16 protein-coding genes are annotated in these 19,126 nt (G+C 74.4%); 10 read left to right on the plus strand and 6 right to left on the minus strand.

Annotation, left to right across the window (positions count from 1 at the left end; translation table 11 throughout):
- Positions 1-224 precede the first annotated feature (224 nt).
- A complete protein-coding gene (gene groL, locus ACFV4P_RS30630) occupies positions 225-1,847 on the plus strand; it encodes a chaperonin GroEL (protein ID WP_380476674.1) in 1,623 nt (540 codons plus the stop codon).
- 91 nt (positions 1,848-1,938) lie between these two features.
- Positions 1,939-2,298: a hypothetical protein gene (locus tag ACFV4P_RS30635; RefSeq protein ID WP_380476676.1), complete on the plus strand. Its 360-nt coding sequence runs from the start codon at positions 1,939-1,941 to the stop codon at positions 2,296-2,298.
- An 18-nt stretch (positions 2,299-2,316) separates the two neighbouring features.
- Here ACFV4P_RS30635 and ACFV4P_RS30640 read toward each other — a convergent pair whose 3' ends face one another.
- A complete protein-coding gene (locus ACFV4P_RS30640) occupies positions 2,317-2,946 on the minus strand; it encodes a hypothetical protein (RefSeq protein ID WP_380476678.1) in 630 nt (209 codons plus the stop codon).
- Between the two features lie 165 nt (positions 2,947-3,111).
- Between ACFV4P_RS30640 and ACFV4P_RS30645 the strand changes: the two genes are divergently transcribed.
- The 5 genes from ACFV4P_RS30645 to ACFV4P_RS30665 all read left to right on the plus strand — a co-directional run bounded on the left by ACFV4P_RS30645 (position 3,112) and on the right by ACFV4P_RS30665 (position 8,651).
- On the plus strand, positions 3,112-3,828 hold the full coding sequence (locus ACFV4P_RS30645; protein WP_073811561.1) for an ABC transporter ATP-binding protein: 717 nt from the start codon (positions 3,112-3,114) through the stop codon (positions 3,826-3,828).
- The gene (locus ACFV4P_RS30650) at positions 3,825-6,524 is read left to right on the plus strand and encodes an FtsX-like permease family protein (protein ID WP_380476680.1); all 2,700 of its coding nucleotides are present in this window, start codon (positions 3,825-3,827) and stop codon (positions 6,522-6,524) included. The genes ACFV4P_RS30645 and ACFV4P_RS30650 overlap by 4 nt, the downstream gene beginning before the upstream one ends.
- 25 nt (positions 6,525-6,549) lie before the next feature.
- Positions 6,550-6,894 carry a PadR family transcriptional regulator gene (locus ACFV4P_RS30655; RefSeq protein ID WP_380476682.1) on the plus strand — a complete coding sequence of 115 codons (345 nt, stop codon included), beginning with the start codon at positions 6,550-6,552 and terminating at the stop codon, positions 6,892-6,894.
- Positions 6,891-7,850 carry a hypothetical protein gene (locus ACFV4P_RS30660; RefSeq protein ID WP_380476684.1) on the plus strand — a complete coding sequence of 320 codons (960 nt, stop codon included), beginning with the start codon at positions 6,891-6,893 and terminating at the stop codon, positions 7,848-7,850. Before ACFV4P_RS30655 ends, ACFV4P_RS30660 begins: the two co-directional genes overlap by 4 nt.
- A 114-nt stretch (positions 7,851-7,964) precedes the next feature.
- On the plus strand, positions 7,965-8,651 hold the full coding sequence (locus ACFV4P_RS30665; protein WP_380476686.1) for a copper homeostasis protein CutC: 687 nt from the start codon (positions 7,965-7,967) through the stop codon (positions 8,649-8,651).
- Between the two features lie 145 nt (positions 8,652-8,796).
- Here ACFV4P_RS30665 and ACFV4P_RS30670 read toward each other — a convergent pair whose 3' ends face one another.
- Positions 8,797-10,866: a HelD family protein gene (locus ACFV4P_RS30670; protein ID WP_380476688.1), complete on the minus strand. Its 2,070-nt coding sequence runs from the start codon at positions 10,864-10,866 to the stop codon at positions 8,797-8,799.
- A gap of 312 nt (positions 10,867-11,178) precedes the next feature.
- Here ACFV4P_RS30670 and ACFV4P_RS30675 point away from each other — a divergent pair, with 312 nt between their 5' ends.
- Positions 11,179-11,334: a hypothetical protein gene (locus ACFV4P_RS30675; protein WP_380476690.1), complete on the plus strand. Its 156-nt coding sequence runs from the start codon at positions 11,179-11,181 to the stop codon at positions 11,332-11,334.
- An 8-nt stretch (positions 11,335-11,342) separates the two neighbouring features.
- Here ACFV4P_RS30675 and ACFV4P_RS30680 read toward each other — a convergent pair whose 3' ends face one another.
- Both ACFV4P_RS30680 and ACFV4P_RS30685 read right to left on the minus strand, forming a co-directional pair.
- Positions 11,343-12,974: a DNA repair helicase XPB gene (locus tag ACFV4P_RS30680; RefSeq protein ID WP_380476692.1), complete on the minus strand. Its 1,632-nt coding sequence runs from the start codon at positions 12,972-12,974 to the stop codon at positions 11,343-11,345.
- Positions 12,975-13,037: 63 nt separating this feature from the next.
- Complete coding sequence (locus tag ACFV4P_RS30685; protein WP_380476694.1) at positions 13,038-14,639, minus strand: DUF2079 domain-containing protein; 1,602 nt, start codon at positions 14,637-14,639, stop codon at positions 13,038-13,040.
- A 130-nt stretch (positions 14,640-14,769) separates the two neighbouring features.
- On the opposite strand from ACFV4P_RS30685, the gene ACFV4P_RS30690 reads away from it, so the two are divergent.
- Positions 14,770-15,051 (plus strand): hypothetical protein, encoded by a 282-nt coding sequence (locus ACFV4P_RS30690; RefSeq protein WP_073811544.1) that lies wholly within the window; start codon positions 14,770-14,772, stop codon positions 15,049-15,051.
- Positions 15,052-15,132: 81 nt separating this feature from the next.
- On the opposite strand, the gene ACFV4P_RS30695 is transcribed toward ACFV4P_RS30690, so the two are convergent.
- Complete coding sequence (locus ACFV4P_RS30695; RefSeq protein WP_380476697.1) at positions 15,133-17,622, minus strand: helicase-associated domain-containing protein; 2,490 nt, start codon at positions 17,620-17,622, stop codon at positions 15,133-15,135.
- A 130-nt stretch (positions 17,623-17,752) separates the two neighbouring features.
- Between ACFV4P_RS30695 and ACFV4P_RS30700 the strand changes: the two genes are divergently transcribed.
- On the plus strand, positions 17,753-18,631 hold the full coding sequence (locus ACFV4P_RS30700; RefSeq protein ID WP_380476699.1) for a hypothetical protein: 879 nt from the start codon (positions 17,753-17,755) through the stop codon (positions 18,629-18,631).
- Here the strand turns inward: ACFV4P_RS30700 and ACFV4P_RS30705 are convergent.
- Entirely contained in the window at positions 18,606-18,854 is a 249-nt protein-coding gene (locus ACFV4P_RS30705; protein WP_380476701.1) for a hypothetical protein, read from the minus strand. The two genes, ACFV4P_RS30700 and ACFV4P_RS30705, sit on opposite strands and share 26 nt — an antisense overlap.
- Between the last annotated feature and the right edge of the window lie 272 nt (positions 18,855-19,126).

The following is a 19,126-nucleotide window of genomic DNA, read 5'->3' on the forward strand; positions in this document are numbered from 1 at the left end:
CCTGCGGGTTTCCCCGAAGGGGTGTCGGAGGGTGCCGAATGGGCTTGCACTCGACACCCCCGAGTGCTAATCATTGGCGTTAGCACTCACAGCGTGAGAGTGACAACGGACCGGGCCGGTGAGGCCCCGGAAGCGGTAGGGGACGAGACCCCCGCTCTCCTGGGCCGTCCGTCGCGGGCACCCCTGGTCCGAGCAGTCGACCGTGTCCCGGAGGACCACTTCTAATGGCCAAGATCATCGCCTTTGACGAGGAAGCCCGCCGCGGCCTTGAGCGTGGCATGAACCAGCTTGCCGACGCCGTGAAGGTCACGCTCGGCCCCAAGGGTCGCAACGTCGTTCTGGAGAAGAAGTGGGGCGCCCCCACCATCACCAACGACGGTGTCTCCATCGCCAAGGAGATCGAGCTCGAGGACCCGTACGAGAAGATCGGCGCGGAGCTCGTCAAGGAGGTCGCCAAGAAGACCGACGACGTCGCGGGTGACGGCACCACCACCGCCACCGTGCTCGCCCAGGCGCTCGTCCGCGAGGGTCTGCGCAACGTCGCCGCCGGCGCCAACCCGATGGCCCTGAAGCGCGGCATCGAGAAGGCCGTCGTCGCCGTCTCCGACCAGCTGCTGGCGCAGGCCAAGGACGTGGAGACCAAGGAGCAGATCGCCTCCACCGCCTCCATCTCCGCCGCCGACACCCAGATCGGCGAGCTCATCGCCGAGGCCATGGACAAGGTCGGCAAGGAAGGCGTCATCACCGTCGAGGAGAGCAACACCTTCGGCCTGGAGCTCGAGCTCACCGAGGGCATGCGCTTCGACAAGGGCTACATCTCCGCCTACTTCGCCACCGACCTGGAGCGCATGGAGGCGAGCTTCGAGGACCCGTACATCCTCATCGCCAACTCCAAGATCTCCTCGGTCAAGGACCTGCTCCCGCTGCTGGAGAAGGTCATGCAGAGCGGCAAGCCGCTCGTCATCATCGCCGAGGACGTCGAGGGCGAGGCCCTGTCGACCCTGGTCGTGAACAAGATCCGCGGCACCTTCAAGTCCGTCGCCGTCAAGGCCCCGGGCTTCGGCGACCGCCGCAAGGCCATGCTCGGCGACATCGCCATCCTGACCGGCGGCACCGTGATCTCCGAGGAGGTCGGCCTCAAGCTCGAGAACGCCGGCGTGGACCTGCTGGGCACCGCCCGCAAGGTCGTCATCACCAAGGACGAGACCACCATCGTCGACGGCGGCGGCGACAGCGACCAGGTTGCCGGTCGCGTCAACCAGATCCGCGCCGAGATCGAGAACTCCGACTCGGACTACGACCGCGAGAAGCTCCAGGAGCGCCTCGCCAAGCTGGCCGGCGGCGTGGCCGTCATCAAGGCCGGCGCGGCCACCGAGGTCGAGCTCAAGGAGCGCAAGCACCGCATCGAGGACGCGGTGCGCAACGCCAAGGCCGCCGTCGAGGAGGGCATCGTCGCCGGTGGCGGCGTCGCCCTGCTGCAGGCCGGTGTCGCGTTCGACAAGCTGGAGCTGGAGGGCGACGAGGCCACTGGTGCCAACATCGTCCGCGTGGCCCTGGAGGCCCCGATCAAGCAGATCGCCACCAACGCCGGCCTTGAGGGCGGCGTCGTGGTCGAGAAGGTCCGCAACCTGCCCGCCGGCCACGGCCTGAACGCCGCGACCAACGAGTACGTCGACCTGATCGCCTCCGGCATCATCGACCCCGCCAAGGTCACCCGCTCCGCCCTGCAGAACGCCGCCTCCATCGCGGCGCTGTTCCTCACCACCGAGGCCGTCATCGCCGACAAGCCGGAGAAGGCCGCTGCGGCCGCCGGCGGCGGCATGCCGGGCGGTGACATGGACTTCTGATCCGGCCCTTCGGACGGATCTGTCGTTCTCACGCTGAGGGCGGTCTCCTTCGGGAGGCCGCCCTTGCGGCGTTCTTTGGGACAATGGGCGGATGGCCAGCCCCCAGATCGAAACCGCCCTGCACAACGCGCGTGCGCTGATCCTCGCCGACCTCACCGCGAGGGACGTCGCCGATGCCGCGATCGTCTCGCTGGTCGAGGACGCCGTCACCCACCGGCGGTGGTGGCTCGAACAGTGGCCGGACGGCTGTGAGTTCGTGCTCGGGCTGATCGCGCAGGACGTGCAGGACGCGCTGCTGGAGTCGTACGGGCGGTGGCCGCTCTGTTCCGCTTGCGCGGCGGAGGACGGCGACCCGCACGCGCTCGGCGTGGAGCCGGAGTTGGGGGCGGATCCGCACTGGGTGTGCGGCAAGAAGGGGTTGGTCGTCGCGGCGGTGGGGGAGCTCGGCTGAGCCCTGGTTGGGCTCTCCCTATGGTGCCAAGTCCCTGAGCTCGGCCTGCATGTTGGCGCGCGCCTGGGCGTCGTAGCGGTCGTGGGCCTCGGGGGTGCGGTAGAGGGCGGGGAGGGCGAGGAGGTGGTGGAGGATCGCGGTGCGGCCCTCGCGGAAGGCGTCCGGGGGGACGAAGGAGTATTCGTCGCGGACGGCGGCGGTGTAGGCCGCGTAGCGGTCGGGGGACGAGCCGAGGACGGCGAGGTCGGCATCGCAGAGGACTTCGCCGTTGCGGTCGCCGGGCGCGGGGTGGTGGGTGGCGGTGAGGCGGACCAGGCGGGCGACCTCGTGGACCACGGGTTCGGGGAGGCCCGCCTCGCGGAGGGCGCGGCAGGCGAGCGCGGCGCTGCGTTCCTCGTTCTCGGAGCGGTCGGGCCGGTAGACGGCGTCGTGGAACCAGGCGGCCAGCCGGACGGCGTCGGGGTGGTCGGCGTGGTCGGCGAGTTCGTCGATCCGGTCGAGGACGGCCCGCAGGTGGTCGGTGGTGTGGTAGCGGCGCTGCGGTTCGGCCCAGCGGGCGAGCAGGTCGCGGGCGTAGGGCTCCGGGTCGACGGTGGCGCCGCAGCGGGTGAGCAGGGCGTGCCAGCGCTCGGGCAGCGATGCGGTCATGACGGTCATTCTGCTCCCTGCCGTCGTCGTGGTGGCGTGGTCCGTCCGCGGATGTGACCCAGACTATATGTAGTTCACCTACTTATGCCGCAGACTTGAGTAGTCGTCGCGCGGAGGCTATACATACTCGGTATGCAAGACGTTCCGCTGTTCCGAGGGGGATCCATGACCGGATCGAGCGCGCAGGCCGTGCTGCGCCTGGAAGGTGTCGGCCGGGTGCACGGCCGGGGCGAGGCCGAGGTGCACGCCCTGCACCCGATCGACCTGGAGGTGCGGGCCGGGGAGTTCCTGGCCGTGATGGGGCCGTCCGGCTCCGGGAAGTCCACGCTGCTGGCGCTGGCCGGCGGCCTGGACCGCCCGTCGGTCGGCCGGGTGCTGGTCGAGGGCACCCCGTTGGAGGGGCTGAGCCGGGCGAAGCTCGCCGATGTGCGGCGTCGCTCGGTCGGCTACGTGTTCCAGTCGTACAACCTGATCCCGGCGCTGACGGCGGCGGAGAACATCGCGCTGCCGAGGGAGTTGGACGGTGTCTCGGCCCGCACCGCGCGGGCGGAGGCGCTCGCCGCGCTGGAGGAGCTGGGGATCGCCCAGCTCGCCGACCGGTTCCCGGAGGACATGTCCGGCGGCCAGCAGCAGCGGGTCGCGATCGGCCGGGCGCTGGCGGGCGAGCGGAGGCTGGTGCTGGCCGACGAGCCGACCGGCGCGCTCGACTCGGCCACCGGCGAGGCCGTCCTGCAGGTGCTGCGTTCGCGGTGCGACGCCGGCGCCGCCGCGGTGATGGTCACCCACGACCCCGCGCACGCGGCGTGGGCGGACCGGGTGGTGTTCCTCCGGGACGGCCGGTTCCTCCGTGAGGCGGCGCAGCGCGCCGGGGCCGAGCGATGAGCGCCTGGCGGGCGGTGCTGCGGATGGCGCGCCGCGACGCCCTGCGGGCCAAGGGCCGCAGCGCCCTGGTGGTCGCGATGATCGCGCTGCCGGTGCTCGGCGCGACCGGCGTGGACGTGGTGCACCGCAGCGGACAGCTCACCGCCGCCGAGCGCTCCGACCGGCTGATGGGCCGGGCGGACGCGCTGATCGGCGCCTACGACCCGGGCCGCAGCATCGAGCAGTCGGTGTTCCCGGCCGACGGCGTCCGCACCCTGCCGCAGCGCCAGGACAGCCTGACGCCCGAGCAGAAGCGCGGCGCGAGCACCGAACCGGTCGTGCTGCTCGGCGAGTTGCTCCCGCAGGGCAGCACCCTGACGCCGGCCCGCACCGGCCCGGTCGCGGCCGTGCAGACCCGCGACGGCCTGGCCCCCGTCGACACCTTCGAGGCCGACCTGAGCGGCGACCTCTGGAAGGGTCGCCTGAACCTGGTCTCCGGCCGCGCCCCCGCCGCCGGCCACGAGGCCGCCGCCACCAAGGCGTTCCTCGCCGGCACCGGCCTGCGGATCGGCGACACCGTCACCGTCCGCGGCCTGGAGTCCACCCCGTTCACGCTGACCGGCACCGTGGAGCACCCCGACGACCTGAACAAGTCCGAACTGGTCGCTCGCCCCGGCGAGTTGTACCAGCAGCTGGACGCCGCCCAGGTCACCGCCGGGCTCGCCCCGCAGAGCCCGAGCGCCGAGCAGGCCGCCGCCAAGAAGGACGCCTGGCTGGTCCAGCTGCCCGCCGGCGCGCAGCTCGGCTGGGACAAGGTCCGCGAACTCAACCGCCACGGCTACACCCTGGCCGGCCGTCAGGTCGCCGCCCACCCGCCGGCCGACGCGCCGGCCGTGGCGGAGGCCATCGGCAGCGAGGACGCCCGTGAGCGCAGGATGATGACGGTCGCCACCACCGCCGCGATGGCGCTGCTGGAGGTCGCCCTGCTGGCCGGCCCGGCCTTCGCGGTCGGCGCCCGGCGGGCCCGCCGCCAACTCGCCCTGCTCGGCGCGGCCGGCGGCCGCCCCGGACACGTCCGGGCCGTGGTGCTCGGCGGCGGCCTGGTGCTCGGCGCGGCCGGCGCGGCCCTCGGCGCGGTGCTGGGCGCCGGCCTGGTCGCCGTGCTGCGCACCCGGATCGAGGAGTGGGGCGGCAGCCGGTTCGGCGAGTTCACCCTGCGTCCGACCGACCTGCTGGCGATTGCCGCCGTCGGCACCGTCACCGCCCTGCTGGCGGCCCTGCTGCCCGCGCTGCAGGCCGGGCGCCGCGAGGTGCTGGACGGCCTGACCGACCGCGACCCGGTGCGCCGCTCCGCCCGCTGGGCGCCGGTGCTCGGCGTGGTGATCGTGCTGGCCGGCGTCGGCCTCGCGCTGTACGGCGCGGTGGCCGCCCCGACCGGCGCGATGCCGGTGCTGGCCGGCCTCACCACCCGCACCCTGTCGGTGCTGGGCGGCGCGATGCTCGCCGAACTCGGCCTGCTGCTGTTCACCCCGGCGCTGCTGGCCCTGCTCGGCCGGCTCGCCCGCCTGCTGCCGGTCGGCCCGCGGCTCGCGCTGCGCGACACCGCCCGGCACCGCTCCCGCACCGGCCCCGCCGTCGCGGCCGTGCTCGCCGCCGTCGCCGGAGCCGTCGCGGTCGGCGTGCACACCGCCGGCGCCGAGGCCCAGGACCGCGCCTCCTACCGGCTGGAGCAGCCCGTCGGCGCCGTCAGGCTCACCCTGCACGGCGACGCCGACACCATGCCCCAGCTGCGCACCGCCATCGTCCAGGACATCCCGGACCTCGGGGAGCGCGCCGACCTCTACGAGGCGCAGTACGTGTTCTGCGAGGGCTGCCTGGACGTGGTGTACGCGGAGGGCGGGCCGCGCTACGGCCAGACCGACGCCAAGCCGGTCGTGGTCGGCGACGCCGCGGCGCTGCACAACCTGCTGGCGCTGCGCGACCGCGACGCCGAGGCCGCGCTGCTCTCCGGGAAGGCCGTGGTCACCGACCCGTCCTACCTGCACGACGGCAAGGCCGTGCTGCGGATGCGGGGCGTCAACATGGAGCCCAAGCAGGTCACCGTCGACGCCGTCCTGGTCGCCCGCCCCGGGGCGCAGCGCTACACGCCGGTGGTGATCGCGCCCGACACGATCCGCGGGCTCGGCCTGAAGGTCGAGCCGACCGGGGCGATCTGGCTGCCCGGCACCCCGGTCGCCGACAAGGCCGAGCAGCGGGCCGCCGCCACCGTCGCCCGGCTCGCCCCGCGCTCCGAGTTCGGGGTGGAGCGAGGCTTCCGGGCCAAGGACAGCGTGGTGCAGGTCGCGCTCAGCGGCTTCGCCGCCCTGGTGGTGCTCGGCGCGGCCGTGGTCTCCACCGCGCTGGCCGCCGCCGACGCCCGCCGCGAACGCGCCCTGCTGTCCGCGATCGGCGCCCGGCCCCGTACCCGGCGCACCGTCGCCGGCCTCCAGGCCGGACTGATCGCGCTGCTCGGCGGCGTGCTCGGCACCGTCGGCGGCTTCGTCCCCGCGTACGCCCTGCTGCGCTCCCGGGTGTCCGGGATGATGGGCGCGCCCACCGTGCTCAACCCCGCCGACGTCCCGTGGACCACCATCGCGCTGCTCGCCCTGGTGCTGCCGGTGGTGGCCGGCCTGCTCGGCGCGCTGCGCCGGGACGACCCCGCAGGATGGCGCGGATAGGCAGGTCGGCGATATATGTAGTCGTATGACTGAACGCGCCATGCAGGAACCCACCCTGCTGCTGCTCACCGCCCTCGCGGACGCCCCCCGGCACGGATACGCGTTGATCCAGGAGATCGACGCGATCTCCGGGGGGCGGGTGAAGCTCCGCACCGGAACCCTGTACGGCGCACTCGACCGGCTGCTCCAGCAGGGCCTGATCGAGGTCGCCGCCGAGGAGATCGTGGACGGCCGGGCCCGCCGCACCTACGCCCTCACCGACACCGGCCGGGGCATCCTGGCCACCGAGGCCGAACGGCTGCGCACCGTCGCCGCCGAGGCGCAGCGCCGCCTCGGCGGCGCCGTCCGTCCCCGGGGAGCGACCGCATGAGCATGGCCCTGCGCACCGCCCTCGCGCTCTACCCCGCCCACTACCGCCGCGACCGGGGCGCCGAACTCGCCGAGGTGTTCGCCGACACCACCGCCGGCTCCGGCCGCCTCGCCACCGCCCGCGAGGCCCTCGACCTCGCCGCGTACGGCCTGCGGCTGCGCACCGGCCTGACCGAGACCGCGCTGGTCGGCCGCCTGCTGGCCGCCGCTGCCCCCCTGCTGGTCGGCGCCCTGCTCGGCCTCGCCGTGCTGCCCGGCGTCGGCGACTGGCGGGAGTACCGGATCGCTCGCGCCGCCCGCTCCGGGACCGACCTGCCGTGGCCCCAACTGGTCGAGAACATCGCCGTCCTGGGCCTCGCCGTCATTCCGCTGCTGCTGGTCGCCGCCGCCGCGCTCGGCGCCTGGAAGGCCGTCCGACTCCTGGGCACCGTGGTGGCGCTGCTCGGCGCCGTTCGGATCGGGTACGCCGCGCTGAGCCTGCCGGCCGACGGGGTGTGGAGCGGCTGGTTCTTCGCCTACGAGACCACCGCCTTGGTGCCCTACCTGCTGGGCGGTCTGATGCTGGCCGTCGCCCCGACCCGCCCGGCCGATTCGCACGGCCGAACGGACCGGCTGCTGATCCTGGCCGGCGCGGCCGTCGGCTTCGCGGTGACCCGCGCCCAGGGCGGCTACGACACCCGCAACCTGATGGACGGCTGGTGGCCGATCGCGTTGCTGCTGCTCCCGCTGCTGCTGGTGCTGTTCGCCGCCCGCGACCGGCTGCTGCCCGCCGCGCTCGGCCTCGCCCTGCTGCCGCTGACCGCCGGCTTCAGCCTGTTCTCGCTCTGGGAGCAGCTCGGCGGCGTGTGGCGGGCCGCCCCCTACGCGTTCGGCACCGCGGCGGGGCTGCTGCTGGCGTACCGGCTGCTCGGATCGGTCCGTCCGACGCGGCGTCAGATGGCGTCCCCGATGGGCTGAACGGGGGGTTGACCGGGCGAACGGGACGCCTGCGGGGAGCGAACGGAGGAGGACGCGGGGCCGAACGGACGAGGGGGGTCGCTCGGGGCGGGTCGATGTGGCAGGCTATCGGATATGTCTAGACCAATGTTCGAAGTGATCGCGCTGACCCCCCAGGACGCCAGGGCCGCCGAGTCGGGCGGCGCGGACCGCCTCGAACTGGTCACCGACATGGCCGCCGACGGGCTCACCCCCACCGTCCAGGGCTTCGCCGCGATCCGCGCCGCCGTCTCGCTGCCGCTGCGGGTCATGCTCCGCATCCGCGACGGCTTCACCCCCGGCGACCTCGACGTGCTGCTGGCCCGCACCGCGGAGCTCCGCGCCGAGGGGGCGGAGGAGTTCGTCTTCGGGTTCCTCACCCCCGACGGCGCGGTCGACCTGGACGCGACCCGCGCGGTCGCCGACGCCGTCTCCGGCTGCCGCTGGACGTTCCACCGGGCCATCGACCACAGCGTCGACCGCTCCGAGGTCCGCGCCGCCGTCACCGACCTGCCCGGGCTCGACACCTTCCTCACCTCCGGCGCGGCGGCCGGCGTGGACGCCGGGCGGGAGGTCCTCCTCGGCGAACTCGCCAAGTCCGGCGAGCCCGGCTACCGCCAGCAGATCCTGGTCGGCGGCGGCCTCCGCGCCGAACACGTCCCCGAGCTGCGGGCGGCGGGCCTCGACGCGTTCCACATCGGCGGGGCGGCGCGCACCGGCGGCTGGGCGGGTGCGGTCGATGCGGCGAAGGTCGCAGAATGGCGAACTCTGATCGGGGGGTGAGCAACTGGGGGCGCGGGGAACTGCGCGACAAGCGCAAGGCCGGTCCGCAAGGTCGCGATCACGTGCAGGTCATTGCCCTGCGTCGCGACCTTGCGGATGGATGTCTTCCGCTTCGCGCAGTTCCCCGCGCCCCTGGTGGTGCTCGCTAGCTCAGCTCTTCCGGCAGCGGGTCCGTGTGGAGCACCGTCAGCCCCGAGACCGCGCGGGTCAGGGAGACGTAGAGGCGGCGCAGGCCGGTGCGGTGGTCGGGTTCGCCGGCGATGATCGCGGTGGGTTCGTCGAGGACGACGTAGTCGTATTCGAGGCCCTTGGCGAGGGAGGCCGGGACGAGGGTGAGCCGGGCGTCGGCGGTGGTCTCGGTGCCGGGCTCCAGGCAGGGCAGCCCCGCGGCTTCGAGCGTCGCGGCGAGCTCGGGGATGCGGGCGTCGGCGGCGATCAGGCCGACGGAGCCCTCGTGGCGGAGCGCGTCGCGGCAGGCGGCGAGGACGGCTTCGTCCCGCCCGGAGGGCACGTGGCGGACGGTGAGCGAGCCGGGCGCGTCGCGGACGGAGGTCGCGGGGGCGAGCCCGGGTGCGATCGCCGGGAGGAGGCGGGAGGCGTAGGCGATGACCTCGCCGGGGACACGGAAGCCCTGGGTGAGTTCCTCGATGTGCGCGCCGTCCTTGCCGAGGTGGTGCAGGGCCTCCTGCCAACTGCCGGTCGCCCACGGGGTGGTGCCCTGGGCGAGGTCGCCGAGGACGGTCGCGGAGCCGGTGGTGCAGCGGCGGCCGACGGCGCGGTACTGCATGGGGGAGAGGTCCTGGGCCTCGTCGACGACCACGTGGCCGAGCGACGGGGTGCGGTGGACCAGGTCGGCGGTCTCGTCGATCAGGACGGCGTCGGCCGCGGACCACGGCGCGGTGCGGGCGGAGCGCGGCGCCTTGGTCCACCGGATCGTGGCCTGTTCCTCGGGCGACAGGATGCCGTCCGCGGCGGCGGCCAGGAACGCGGCGTCGGTGAGCAGGCGGTGCACCAGCTTGGCCGGGTCGACGGCCGGCCAGCTGGCCTTGACGACGGCCTTGACGGCGGTGTTGCGGGCGACCGCGTCCTGCACCCGGTCGTCGGGGGCCTCGCCGCCGTGTTCCATCTTGACCAGGACGGCGTGCGCGATCCGCTGCGGGAGGGCCTCGGCGGCAGCGCCGTAGCGGATGTCACGGTCCATCAACTCGCGGACGATCTCTTCCAGTTCGTACGCCGGGACGCGCCAGCGGCGGGAGCCGCGGACCACCATGCAGGGCTCGGTCGGCACGGTGATCCCGGCCCGGACGGCGTTGCGCAGCACCCGGGCCATCCGGGCGTCGCCCTTGATCCGGGCAGCGTCGGCGGTGTCGGCGCCGCGCACCTCGACGTGGCCGACGAGTTCCTGCACGGTGGCCTGCGCGACGTCCAACTCGCCGAGGGCGGGCAGGACTTGCTCGATGTACTGGAGGAAGGACCGGTTCGGCCCGACCACCAGGGTGCCGGTGCGGGCCAGCCGCTCGCGGTGCGCGTACAGCAGGTAGGCGACACGGTGCAGGCCGACGGCGGTCTTCCCGGTGCCGGGGGCGCCCTGGACGCAGACGGTGCCGGTGATGTCGGCGCGGACGATCTCGTCCTGCTCGGGCTGGATGGTGGCGACGATGTCGCGCATCGGGCCGACGCGGGGCTTCTCGATCTCGGCGGCGAGGAGCGCGGAGCGCGTGTCGCTCTCGTCCGGGTCGGACAGGTTCTCGTCCTCGTAGGCCGTCAACTCGCCGCCGGTGTAACCGAATCGGCGGCGCTTGGCGACGTCCATCGGTTCCGTGCGGCTGGCCCGGTAGAACGGCTGGGAGACCGGCGCACGCCAGTCGATCACCATCGGGTCGCCGCCGGCGTCGTGGACGTGCCGGCGGCCGATGTAGAACTGCTCGCCGCCGCTGCCCTCCGACTCGGCCTCGCTGATCGCGTGCAGGTAGTCCAGCCGGCCGAAGAACAGCGGGGTGTGCGCGAGGTCGGCGAGCGCCTTGATCCGTTCGTCGATCTGCTTCTGCAGCACCAGTGCGGACACCCAGGTGCCGGTGACGTCACGCAGGTCGAGCGCCTCGACGTCCTCCCGCATCGCCTTCAGGGCGGCCCGGGAGGCGGCCAGGTGGGAGCGTTCGCGGCCCAGCGGATCGGTGTCGGCGGCGAACGTGTCGGTAGGGGTGGGGGAGTGCACGGCGGACCTTCCCGGCCGCCCGGCATCCAGGGGCGGCGGACTCGTCTTGGCTCACGGTGAAGGGACACCGGCCGGTTTCCGAGCGGCCGGCACCCTCCCACGGCTGCCGACGCGGCACCACGGTTCGGGAGGGGCAGACGGACGATCCTAGACCCGCCGCCGCCGAGGGGCGAATCCTTTCCCGGGCCTCCCCTGGGGGATCACCCCCCTGGGCGGAGTAGGGGTCGCTACGCCTGCGGGACGACGGGCCGCCCGCCAGGTACGGCCTTTCGGCCGATGCCCGCCGCGGGGGCGCGAACCTACCGTGGAGACATGACGACCGCACCCATGAACCCGCAGTTCAACGGCTCCCACGGCACCTCGGAGCGCCGCCGGAACCCCCTCGCCAACGCCGTCCGCAACGTCGGCATCGTCCTCGACACCGCCGCGCGCGTCCTCTTCCTCGGGCGCGACGGCGTCAAGATGTAGCCCCTCGCCTACAGGTCGTCGGCGTCGACGATCCGGTACGCGTAACCCTGCTCGGCCAGGAAGCGCTGGCGGTGCGCCGCGAAGTCCTGGTCCACGGTGTCCCGGGCGACCACCGAGTAGAAGTGCGCCGCGTGCCCGTCCGCCTTCGGCCGCAGCACCCGGCCCAGCCGCTGCGCCTCCTCCTGACGGGAGCCGAACGTGCCCGACACCTGGATGGCCACCGTGGCCTCCGGCAGGTCGATCGAGAAGTTCGCGACCTTCGAGACCACCAGCACGCCGATCTCCTTCGAGCGGAACGCGTCGAACAGCTTCTCGCGCTGCGCGTTCGACGTCTCGCCCTTGATCACCGGGGCGCCCAGCGCCTCGCCCAACTCGTCCAGCTGGTCGATGTACTGGCCGATGACCAGCGTCTGGTCGCCCTTGTGCTTCTCCACCAGCCGCTCCACCACCCGGCGCTTGGTCGCCGTGGTCGAACAGAACCGGTACTTCTCCTCCGGCTCGGCGGTCGCGTACGTCAGCCGCTCCGAGTCGGAGAGCGTCACCCGGACCTCGCAGCAGTCGGCGGGCGCGATGTAGCCCTGCGCCTCGATCTCCTTCCACGGGGCGTCGAACCGCTTCGGGCCGATCAGCGAGAACACGTCGCCCTCCCGGCCGTCCTCGCGCACCAGCGTCGCCGTCAGGCCGAGCCGGCGGCGGGCCTGCAGGTCGGCGGTGAACTTGAACACCGGCGCCGGCAGCAGGTGCACCTCGTCGTAGACCACCAGGCCCCAGTTGCGGGCGTCGAACAGCTCCAGGTGCGGGTACACGCCCTTCCGCTTGGTGGTCATCACCTGGTAGGTGGCGATGGTCACCGGGCGGATCTCCTTGCGGGTGCCGCTGTACTCGCCGATCTCGTCCTCGGTCAGCGAGGTCCGCTTGATCAGCTCGTGCTTCCACTGCCGGGCCGACACCGTGTTGGTCACCAGGATCAGCGTGGTCGCCTTGGCCTCCGCCATCGCCGCCGCGCCCACCAGCGTCTTGCCCGCGCCGCACGGCAGCACCACGACGCCGGAGCCGCCGTGCCAGAAGCCGTCCACCGCGTGCCGCTGGTACGGGCGCAGCTCCCAGCCGTCCTCCTCCAGGTCGATCGGGTGCGACTCGCCGTCCACGTACCCGGCGTGGTCCTCGGCCGGCCAGCCCAGCTTCAGCAGCACCTGCTTGATCTGCCCGCGCTCCGACGGGTGCACCACCACCGTGTCCGGGTCCACCCGGGCCCCGACCAGCGGCGCGATCTTCTTCGACCGCAGCACCTCCTCCAGCACCGGCCGGTCCGTGGTGGACAGCACCAGCCCGTGCACCGGGTGCTTCTGCAGCTGCAGCCGCCCGTACCGCGCCATGGTGTCCGCGACGTCCACCAGCAGCGCGTGCGGCACCGGGTACCGCGAGTACGTCACCAGGGCGTCCACCACCTGCTCGGCGTCGTGCCCCGCAGCCCGCGCGTTCCACAGCCCCAGCGGCGTCACCCGGTACGTGTGGATGTGCTCCGGCGCGCGCTCCAACTCCGCGAACGGCGCGATCACCCGCCGGCACTCCGCCGCCTGCGGATGGTCGATCTCCAACAGCAGCGTCTTGTCGCTCTGCACGATCAGCGGTCCGTTCACGCCTGTGCATCCCCTTCCGCGCGGGCCAAACCTCCAGTGTGCCGCATCGCGCGACCTGCGCCGTCAGCCGAGGAAGAAGTTGTGGCCGACGTCCGGGGGGATGACCTCCTGGTACGGGGTGGAGCCGGGGCCGGGGAGGTGGGTGCCGGGGACGGGGGTGGTGCCGGTGCGGTGGAGGAGGGTGACGCCGTCCTGGTCGAACAGCTCGGTGTAGCCGTGGGCGAGCAGGAAGGCGCGGTAGGCGGCCTGGTCCGGGTCCTTCTGGAACGGGAAGGCGCGCTGGGTGTAGCGGAGGAGCACGTAGTCCTGGCCGCGCGGGGTGCCGTCGGCCAGCATCACCCGGGTGCGGTTGGTGAGGCGCGGTGCGACCTGGTTGTCGGCCTCCACGGTCGCGCCGTCCGGGATCAGCTCCGCCGCCCGGGCCAGCGCCGCCGTCGAGGCCTTCGGCTGCCACTCGTACGGGAGCGCCAGGTGGTAGAGGCCGAGCGCGCCGGACGCGGCCAGCGACAGGACCGCGGCGGTGGCGCCCAGACGGCGGACCTGACGGAGATGGCCGCGGGACCACAGCACCCCCAGCGTCTCGATCGCCGCGGTCACCAGGATCGGCCACAGGAACGCGTCGTAGTGCCGGGCGATCGACCAGTGGTTCGGATTGTCGGACAGGATCCGCTCCGCGAGCAGCGGCAGCGCGACGAGCGAGGTGGCCGAGCGGAACGGCAGGGCAGCCGTGGTGAGCAGCAGCCAGCCCAGCAGCATCGGCTTCAGCGGGCTGGAGAACGCCGACTCCACCAGCAGCCACGGATTGCCGAGGACGTGCCGCAGCGCCTCGCCGCCGTCCGCCCCCAACTGCCCGTAGTTCCAGTAGTAACCGGGCTCGCCGCCCATCGCCGGTATCGCGTAGGCGATCTCCACCGCGCTCGCCAGCGGCCCGCCCACCAGCAACGACCAGCCGAGCACCTTCGCCCACCGGTCGTCGCCGCCGCGCCCGCGCCACAGCAGCACCGCGCCGAACGCGCCCACCGCCAGGCCGAGATCCTCCTTGGTCGCGCACAGCAGCACCGCCGCGACGGCCACCCCGACCCAGCGCCGCGCCCCCGCCCGTTCGAACAGCAGCAGGAACAGCGGGACGGCGAACCCCACCTCGTGGAACCCGCCGCGCGAGGAGATCAGCAGCGGCCAGCCCAGCCCGTACACCAGCGCCGCGACGTCCAGCACCCGGGTACGGACCCGGGCGTCCGCCCCCGCGAACGCCCGGCTCGCGATCCGGCGCACCAGCGGCACGCCCGCCGCGAACAGCGCCGCCTGCCCGACCAGCAGCATCCGCGGGTCGTCCCACACCCAGTACAGCGGGGCGAGCAGCGCCAGCACCGGCGAGAAGTGGTCGCCCAGCAGCGAGAAGCCCGGCGGGAACTCGTGGTGCACGCTCTTCAACGTCGACACCGGCAGCCCGAAATGCGCGTAGCCGCGCACGCCCTGGTCGAAGATCCCCAGGTCGAAACCGCCCAGCTGGAGCGACGTCCACTGCTGGACGCCCAGCGCCAGACAGACCGCGAAACTCAGCACGGTGAACAGGACGGTCCGGCGTCGACGGGCCGGACGGGCCCCGGCCGTGCGGCCGGTCGCCACCCGGACGAGACGGGTCTGCAGAGCGGGGGAAGTGGTCACGGTTCCGGTCCTGTCGGGGGCCGACGAAGGCCCGGTTCCGGCCGGCCGCCACGCAGTCTAACCGTCGCCCATGTCCCCGGGGGCGGATCGTCGAACGTGACCCCGGGGCGGCCGGATCGTTGGGCAGGCCATGACGATGCGCAACCGAATCCTGGCCGGCCTCGCGCTCTCCGGCGCCGCCCTCGCCACCACCCTCGGAGCGGCCCCCGCGAACGCCGCGACCGCCACCCCGGCCCTCGACCAGGTCGCCGACGTCGGCCAGCCCGGCGGCCTCCTCGGCACCCTCGCCTTCACCGGCACCGGCCTGCTCACCGGCGTCGAGCCGAAGATGCCGGACACCCACGCGATCATGGAAGAGGCGAAGCAGCAGAAGGCGGACGAAGAAGCGAAGAAGCAGCACGCCGGCAAGTAGCGGGAGCGGGCGCGTCACCAGGGGCGCGTGGGGGTACCCCACGCGCCCCTGGTGACGCGCTTGCCCGCCCGCAGGCGCTTTCTAGTCGTCGACCTCGGCCACGCCGGTGATGCGGTGGAGGGCGAAGGTCCGGACCTCGTCGGAGAGGTGGTCGTAGGCGGTGACGAAGCCGCCCTCGACCTTGACGGGGTCGATGACGCGCTGGGAGGAGAGGCCTTCCGCGTTGATGTAGCCGATCCACATGCGTTCGCCGAGCAGGACGGCGGTCTGCAGGGAGGCGAGGGTGTCGGCGGCGGCGGTGCGGGGGACGGCGGCGCTCGCGGGGCCGGCGACGGCGTCCTTGCGGGGGGCGGTCGCGGCGCGGTCGCCGGCCCGGATCGCGCGGACGGCGGCGGTGAGGAGCGCGTCGTCGGGGCGCGCGGGTCCGTCGGGGACGGGGACGGGCGCGGTGCGCGGCGGGGTGCGGCGGCTGTCGGGGCGGGTGATCACGACGTCGCCCTCGGCGGACTCCGCGGCGGGCGCGTAGCCCATGGTGCGCAGCACGGTGAGCAGGGTGTCGGGCGGAGCCTGGGCGGCGAGGACGGTGGGGGCGAGCAGCCGGAGGCGGAGTTCCGCGGCGCGCCGGTCGGCGAGGACTTCGCCGAGCAGCCGGGGGTCGTCGCAGCGCAGGTAGGAGGACGCGGCGCCGACGCGCAGGATGCCGTGCCGGCGGGCGACGTCGTCGATCAGGTAGGCGAGCGGCTGCGGGACGGGCGTCCGGGAGTGCTGCGCGAGGAAACCTTGCAGGTCGGCGGCGGTGCGTCCGGCGTCGAGGGCGCGGCGGACGGAGTCGGGGGTGAAGCGGTAGACGGTCGCGCCGCCCTTGGACTCGATGTCGGCGCAGAGCGCGAGGGCCTGGGCGAGCGGGGTGAGCAGCGGGCCGGGGGCGATCGCGGTGAGGTCGGGCTGCAGGATGACGTGGTCGAGCGGTTCGGGCAGCAGCGGCGCGAGGTCGGCCGTGGGGTCGGAGCCGTCGAGCAGGGTGCGGGCGTGGGCGGCGAGTGCGCCGCGGCCGGTGACGCCGAGCAGTTCGGCCTCGTGCAGGGCCCAGCCGGTGAGCTGGTCGCGCAGGTCGTGGCCGTCGGGGCCGACGGGTCCGCCGCGCAGCGGGCGGTGCCAGCGCAGGGCGGGGAGCAGGGCGGAGGCGCCGGCGGCGGTGCCGGGGGGCAGTTCGGCGAGCCGGGCGAGGGCGGCGCGGCGGACGGACGGGGCGAGGGTGCGGTCGAGTTCGGGACCGAGGGCGGCGCGCGGCCGGCCCTTGCCGTCGGGGGTGCCGGTGAGACGGCCGACCCGGGTGGCGGTGAGCCAGGCGCGGGCGAGCAGGGTCCAGCGTTCGGCGGTGTCCTGCTGCCGCCACTGGTCGTACGCGGGGGTCGGGGCCCACACCTCGTCGATCTCACCGTCGGGGGCCAACAGCCCGGCGGTGTAGGCGAGTTCGAGCCAGAACGCGGCGTCCTGCTCGGAGCTTTCGAGGAGCTGGGCGGCGCGCTTGAGGTCGCGGACGCCGAGGCCGCCGGCCCGCAGGGTGGGCGGCGGGGTGAGACCCCAGGCTTCGAGCAGCTCGTCGAGGACGCGGACGGCGGAGGCGGCCTGCCCGGCCGCGGTGCGGTCGACCTGCGCGGGGTCGCGGGCGACGACGGGGGCGACGGCGGGCGGAGCGGGTTCCACGGTGCGGTGGGTGCGTCCGCCGCGCAGGTGGAGGGCGAGTTCGCGGGGCAGCACCACCGAGGTGGGGCTGGACGGCAGCAGCAGGCCGCGAGCCAGCAGCCATTCGACGGGGCTGTGCGCGTCCTCGGCGACGACCTGCCGGGCGGCGTCCGGGACGGTGCCGGTGGGCGGGCCCCAGACCAGGCGTTCCAGCAGTCCGACGGCGGCGGGCGGGGCCTGGTCGAGCAGTGCGGCGAGGCGCTTGCGGTCGCCGAGCAGGGCGGTGAGCGCGGCGACGGCGGTGACCGGGTCGGGCGTGGGCGGCAGCCCGGCGCCGGTCAGCAGCTGCTGGAGGCGGGCGGGCGACATGCCGACGGTGGCCTCGGCGAAGGTCGGGCCGAGGCCGGTGCGGCCGGGGTTGACGGCACTCGGGGCGAGCGCCTCGCGGACGGCGAGGACCAGCCGCAGCGCCGAGTCCGGCCCCCAGACCAGGGCTTGTTCGCGCAGCCGGGCGAGCGCGCCGGGGAGCGCGGCGGTGACGGCGGCGCGGTCCACCTGGTCCGCGCCGGGGTGCGGCTTGACCCGGGCGGGCCCGGCCAGCAGGTTGCGCACCACGGTGTCGGACGCGCCCTCCGGGGCGGCGGCCAGCGCCTCGGCGGTCTGCAGGGTGAAGCGGTCCAGCCGTTCCAGCGCGCGCAGCACGGACGCCCGGCTGGAGAGCCGGGAGGACAGCTGGGTGAGGTCGGTCGGCACCGGGTTCAGCAGGTCGGGGCGGGCCCCGAGCAGCGCGGCGACAGCGTCGTCCTCCCGGCCGCGGAGTTCCTCGGCCAGCGTGCGGGGGGCGCCTGCGCGGGTGGCGCGCGGAGCGCTCTGCGGTGCGGTCATCCGGTCCAGCCTAGTCAACGCCCCCGACCGAGGCCCAGAACGGGGGAAGAACTCCCGGCGAAACGGGAACGGTCCGGGCCCGACGGGGCTCGCTTCGGGCGGGTGCGGGTGGGTACCGTCTCGGTGCGGCGTGAGGTACTTCGTGAGGGCGGGTGGCGGGGCGATGGCGGGCGGCTCGTGGTGGCGCGAGGACGGGGCGGCGGACGGCCCGGACAGCGGGGAGAGCGTGTACGTTCCGGCGCCCGAACCGGACGTCCCGCCGAAGCCGACCGTCCCGCCGGCGCGGCGCCCCGTCGCGTTCGACAAGCCCGCGCTCGACAGGCTGGTGCCGCCCCCGATCGAGTTCGACCTGCCGCCGGGGCCGTCCCACGAGGACGTGGACCGGGCCGCGCACTGGGCGGAGGGGCGCGGCCGGGCCGACGTCACCTCGGTGTTCCCGGGTTGGACGGAGGTCTACTTCGACCTGCCGGCGGAGGAGCCGGAACCGGAACCCGCGCCGAAGCCCGAACCGGAGCCCGAACCCGAACCCGAGCCGGAGGCCCCGCCGCAGCCGCGCCCGGGCCTCGCGGTGCGCGCCCTGCGCCTCCTGTTCGGCAAGCCGCAGCCCGCGGCGGAGCCCGCCCCGGCCGCCCCGGCCGACGCCCCCGCGGCGGCCGGCGGGGCCCGGCGGCCCGCGCCACTGCTGCTGCTCGGCGCGGCGGTGCTGATCGGCGGCGCGGTGACCGGCTCGCTGCTGGCGATGGTGCTGGGCTGGGGCCTGGCGTACCTGTCGAGCGGGCTGCCCGACCTGCTGAAGAAGTTCGCCGTGCTGGGCATCCCGCTGATCACCGTGACCGGCCTGTCGCTGTGGAACTGGGGCCGCGAGAAGGGCCGCTGGGGCACCGCCCTGGCCCCGGGCACCGACGCCGCCCACGCCACCATGGACGCCGGCGTGGGCGCCCTGCGGACCGCCGCGGTGCTGACGGCGCTGCTCGTGCTGGCCGTCACACTGCGCCGCCGCAAGGCCTAGCGGCAGCCGGGCAGCCGGGCAGTCGGTTCGCCAGGCCGTCGGGCAGGGCGGACAGGCCGAGTCCGAGGGTGCGTTCGGGGGCCCGGGCGTAGTCGGGGGCGGCCGGTCGGTCGAGGCGGGCAGGCAGGCGGGGGTGGTCGCGGGCGGCGTCGGCCGTGAGGGCCATGGTGGCGTCGATGCGAGGCCGGGCGTCCTCGCCGTCGCGGGCGGGGCGGCGCTCCAACGCGGCGGTGGCGGCGGCCGGCAGGGCGTTGCCGGACGGAGGTGAGCACCGCTCCGGCCGGCACGTCGGCGTCGTCGGGGGCGAAGCCCGCCCGCTCGTACAGGGCCAGGGTGCGTTCGGGGGTGCGGGCGTAGTCGGGGGCGGCCGGACGGTCGAGGCGCGCGCAGGCGGGGATGGTCGCGGGCGGCGTCGGCCGTGAGGGCCATGGTGGCGTCGATGCGAGGCCGGGCGTCCTCGCCGTCGCGGGCGGGGCGGCGCTCCAACGCGGCGGT

The sequence above is a fragment of the Kitasatospora sp. NPDC059795 genome (genome assembly GCF_042732175.1).
In the GTDB taxonomy this organism is placed as follows: domain Bacteria; phylum Actinomycetota; class Actinomycetes; order Streptomycetales; family Streptomycetaceae; genus Kitasatospora.

What these genes read in the sequence shown, in the direction of transcription:
- groL (WP_380476674.1), top strand. Translation starts at nt 225, where the DNA reads ATGGCCAAGATCATCGCCTTTGACGAGGAAGCCCGCCGCGGCCTTGAG.
- ACFV4P_RS30635 (WP_380476676.1), top strand. Translation starts at nt 1,939, where the DNA reads ATGGCCAGCCCCCAGATCGAAACCGCCCTGCACAACGCGCGTGCGCTG.
- ACFV4P_RS30640 (WP_380476678.1), bottom strand. Translation starts at nt 2,946, where the DNA reads ATGACCGCATCGCTGCCCGAGCGCTGGCACGCCCTGCTCACCCGCTGC.
- ACFV4P_RS30645 (WP_073811561.1), top strand. Translation starts at nt 3,112, where the DNA reads ATGACCGGATCGAGCGCGCAGGCCGTGCTGCGCCTGGAAGGTGTCGGC.
- ACFV4P_RS30650 (WP_380476680.1), top strand. Translation starts at nt 3,825, where the DNA reads ATGAGCGCCTGGCGGGCGGTGCTGCGGATGGCGCGCCGCGACGCCCTG.
- ACFV4P_RS30655 (WP_380476682.1), top strand. Translation starts at nt 6,550, where the DNA reads ATGACTGAACGCGCCATGCAGGAACCCACCCTGCTGCTGCTCACCGCC.
- ACFV4P_RS30660 (WP_380476684.1), top strand. Translation starts at nt 6,891, where the DNA reads ATGAGCATGGCCCTGCGCACCGCCCTCGCGCTCTACCCCGCCCACTAC.
- ACFV4P_RS30665 (WP_380476686.1), top strand. Translation starts at nt 7,965, where the DNA reads ATGTCTAGACCAATGTTCGAAGTGATCGCGCTGACCCCCCAGGACGCC.
- ACFV4P_RS30675 (WP_380476690.1), top strand. Translation starts at nt 11,179, where the DNA reads ATGACGACCGCACCCATGAACCCGCAGTTCAACGGCTCCCACGGCACC.
- ACFV4P_RS30690 (WP_073811544.1), top strand. Translation starts at nt 14,770, where the DNA reads ATGACGATGCGCAACCGAATCCTGGCCGGCCTCGCGCTCTCCGGCGCC.
- ACFV4P_RS30695 (WP_380476697.1), bottom strand. Translation starts at nt 17,622, where the DNA reads ATGACCGCACCGCAGAGCGCTCCGCGCGCCACCCGCGCAGGCGCCCCC.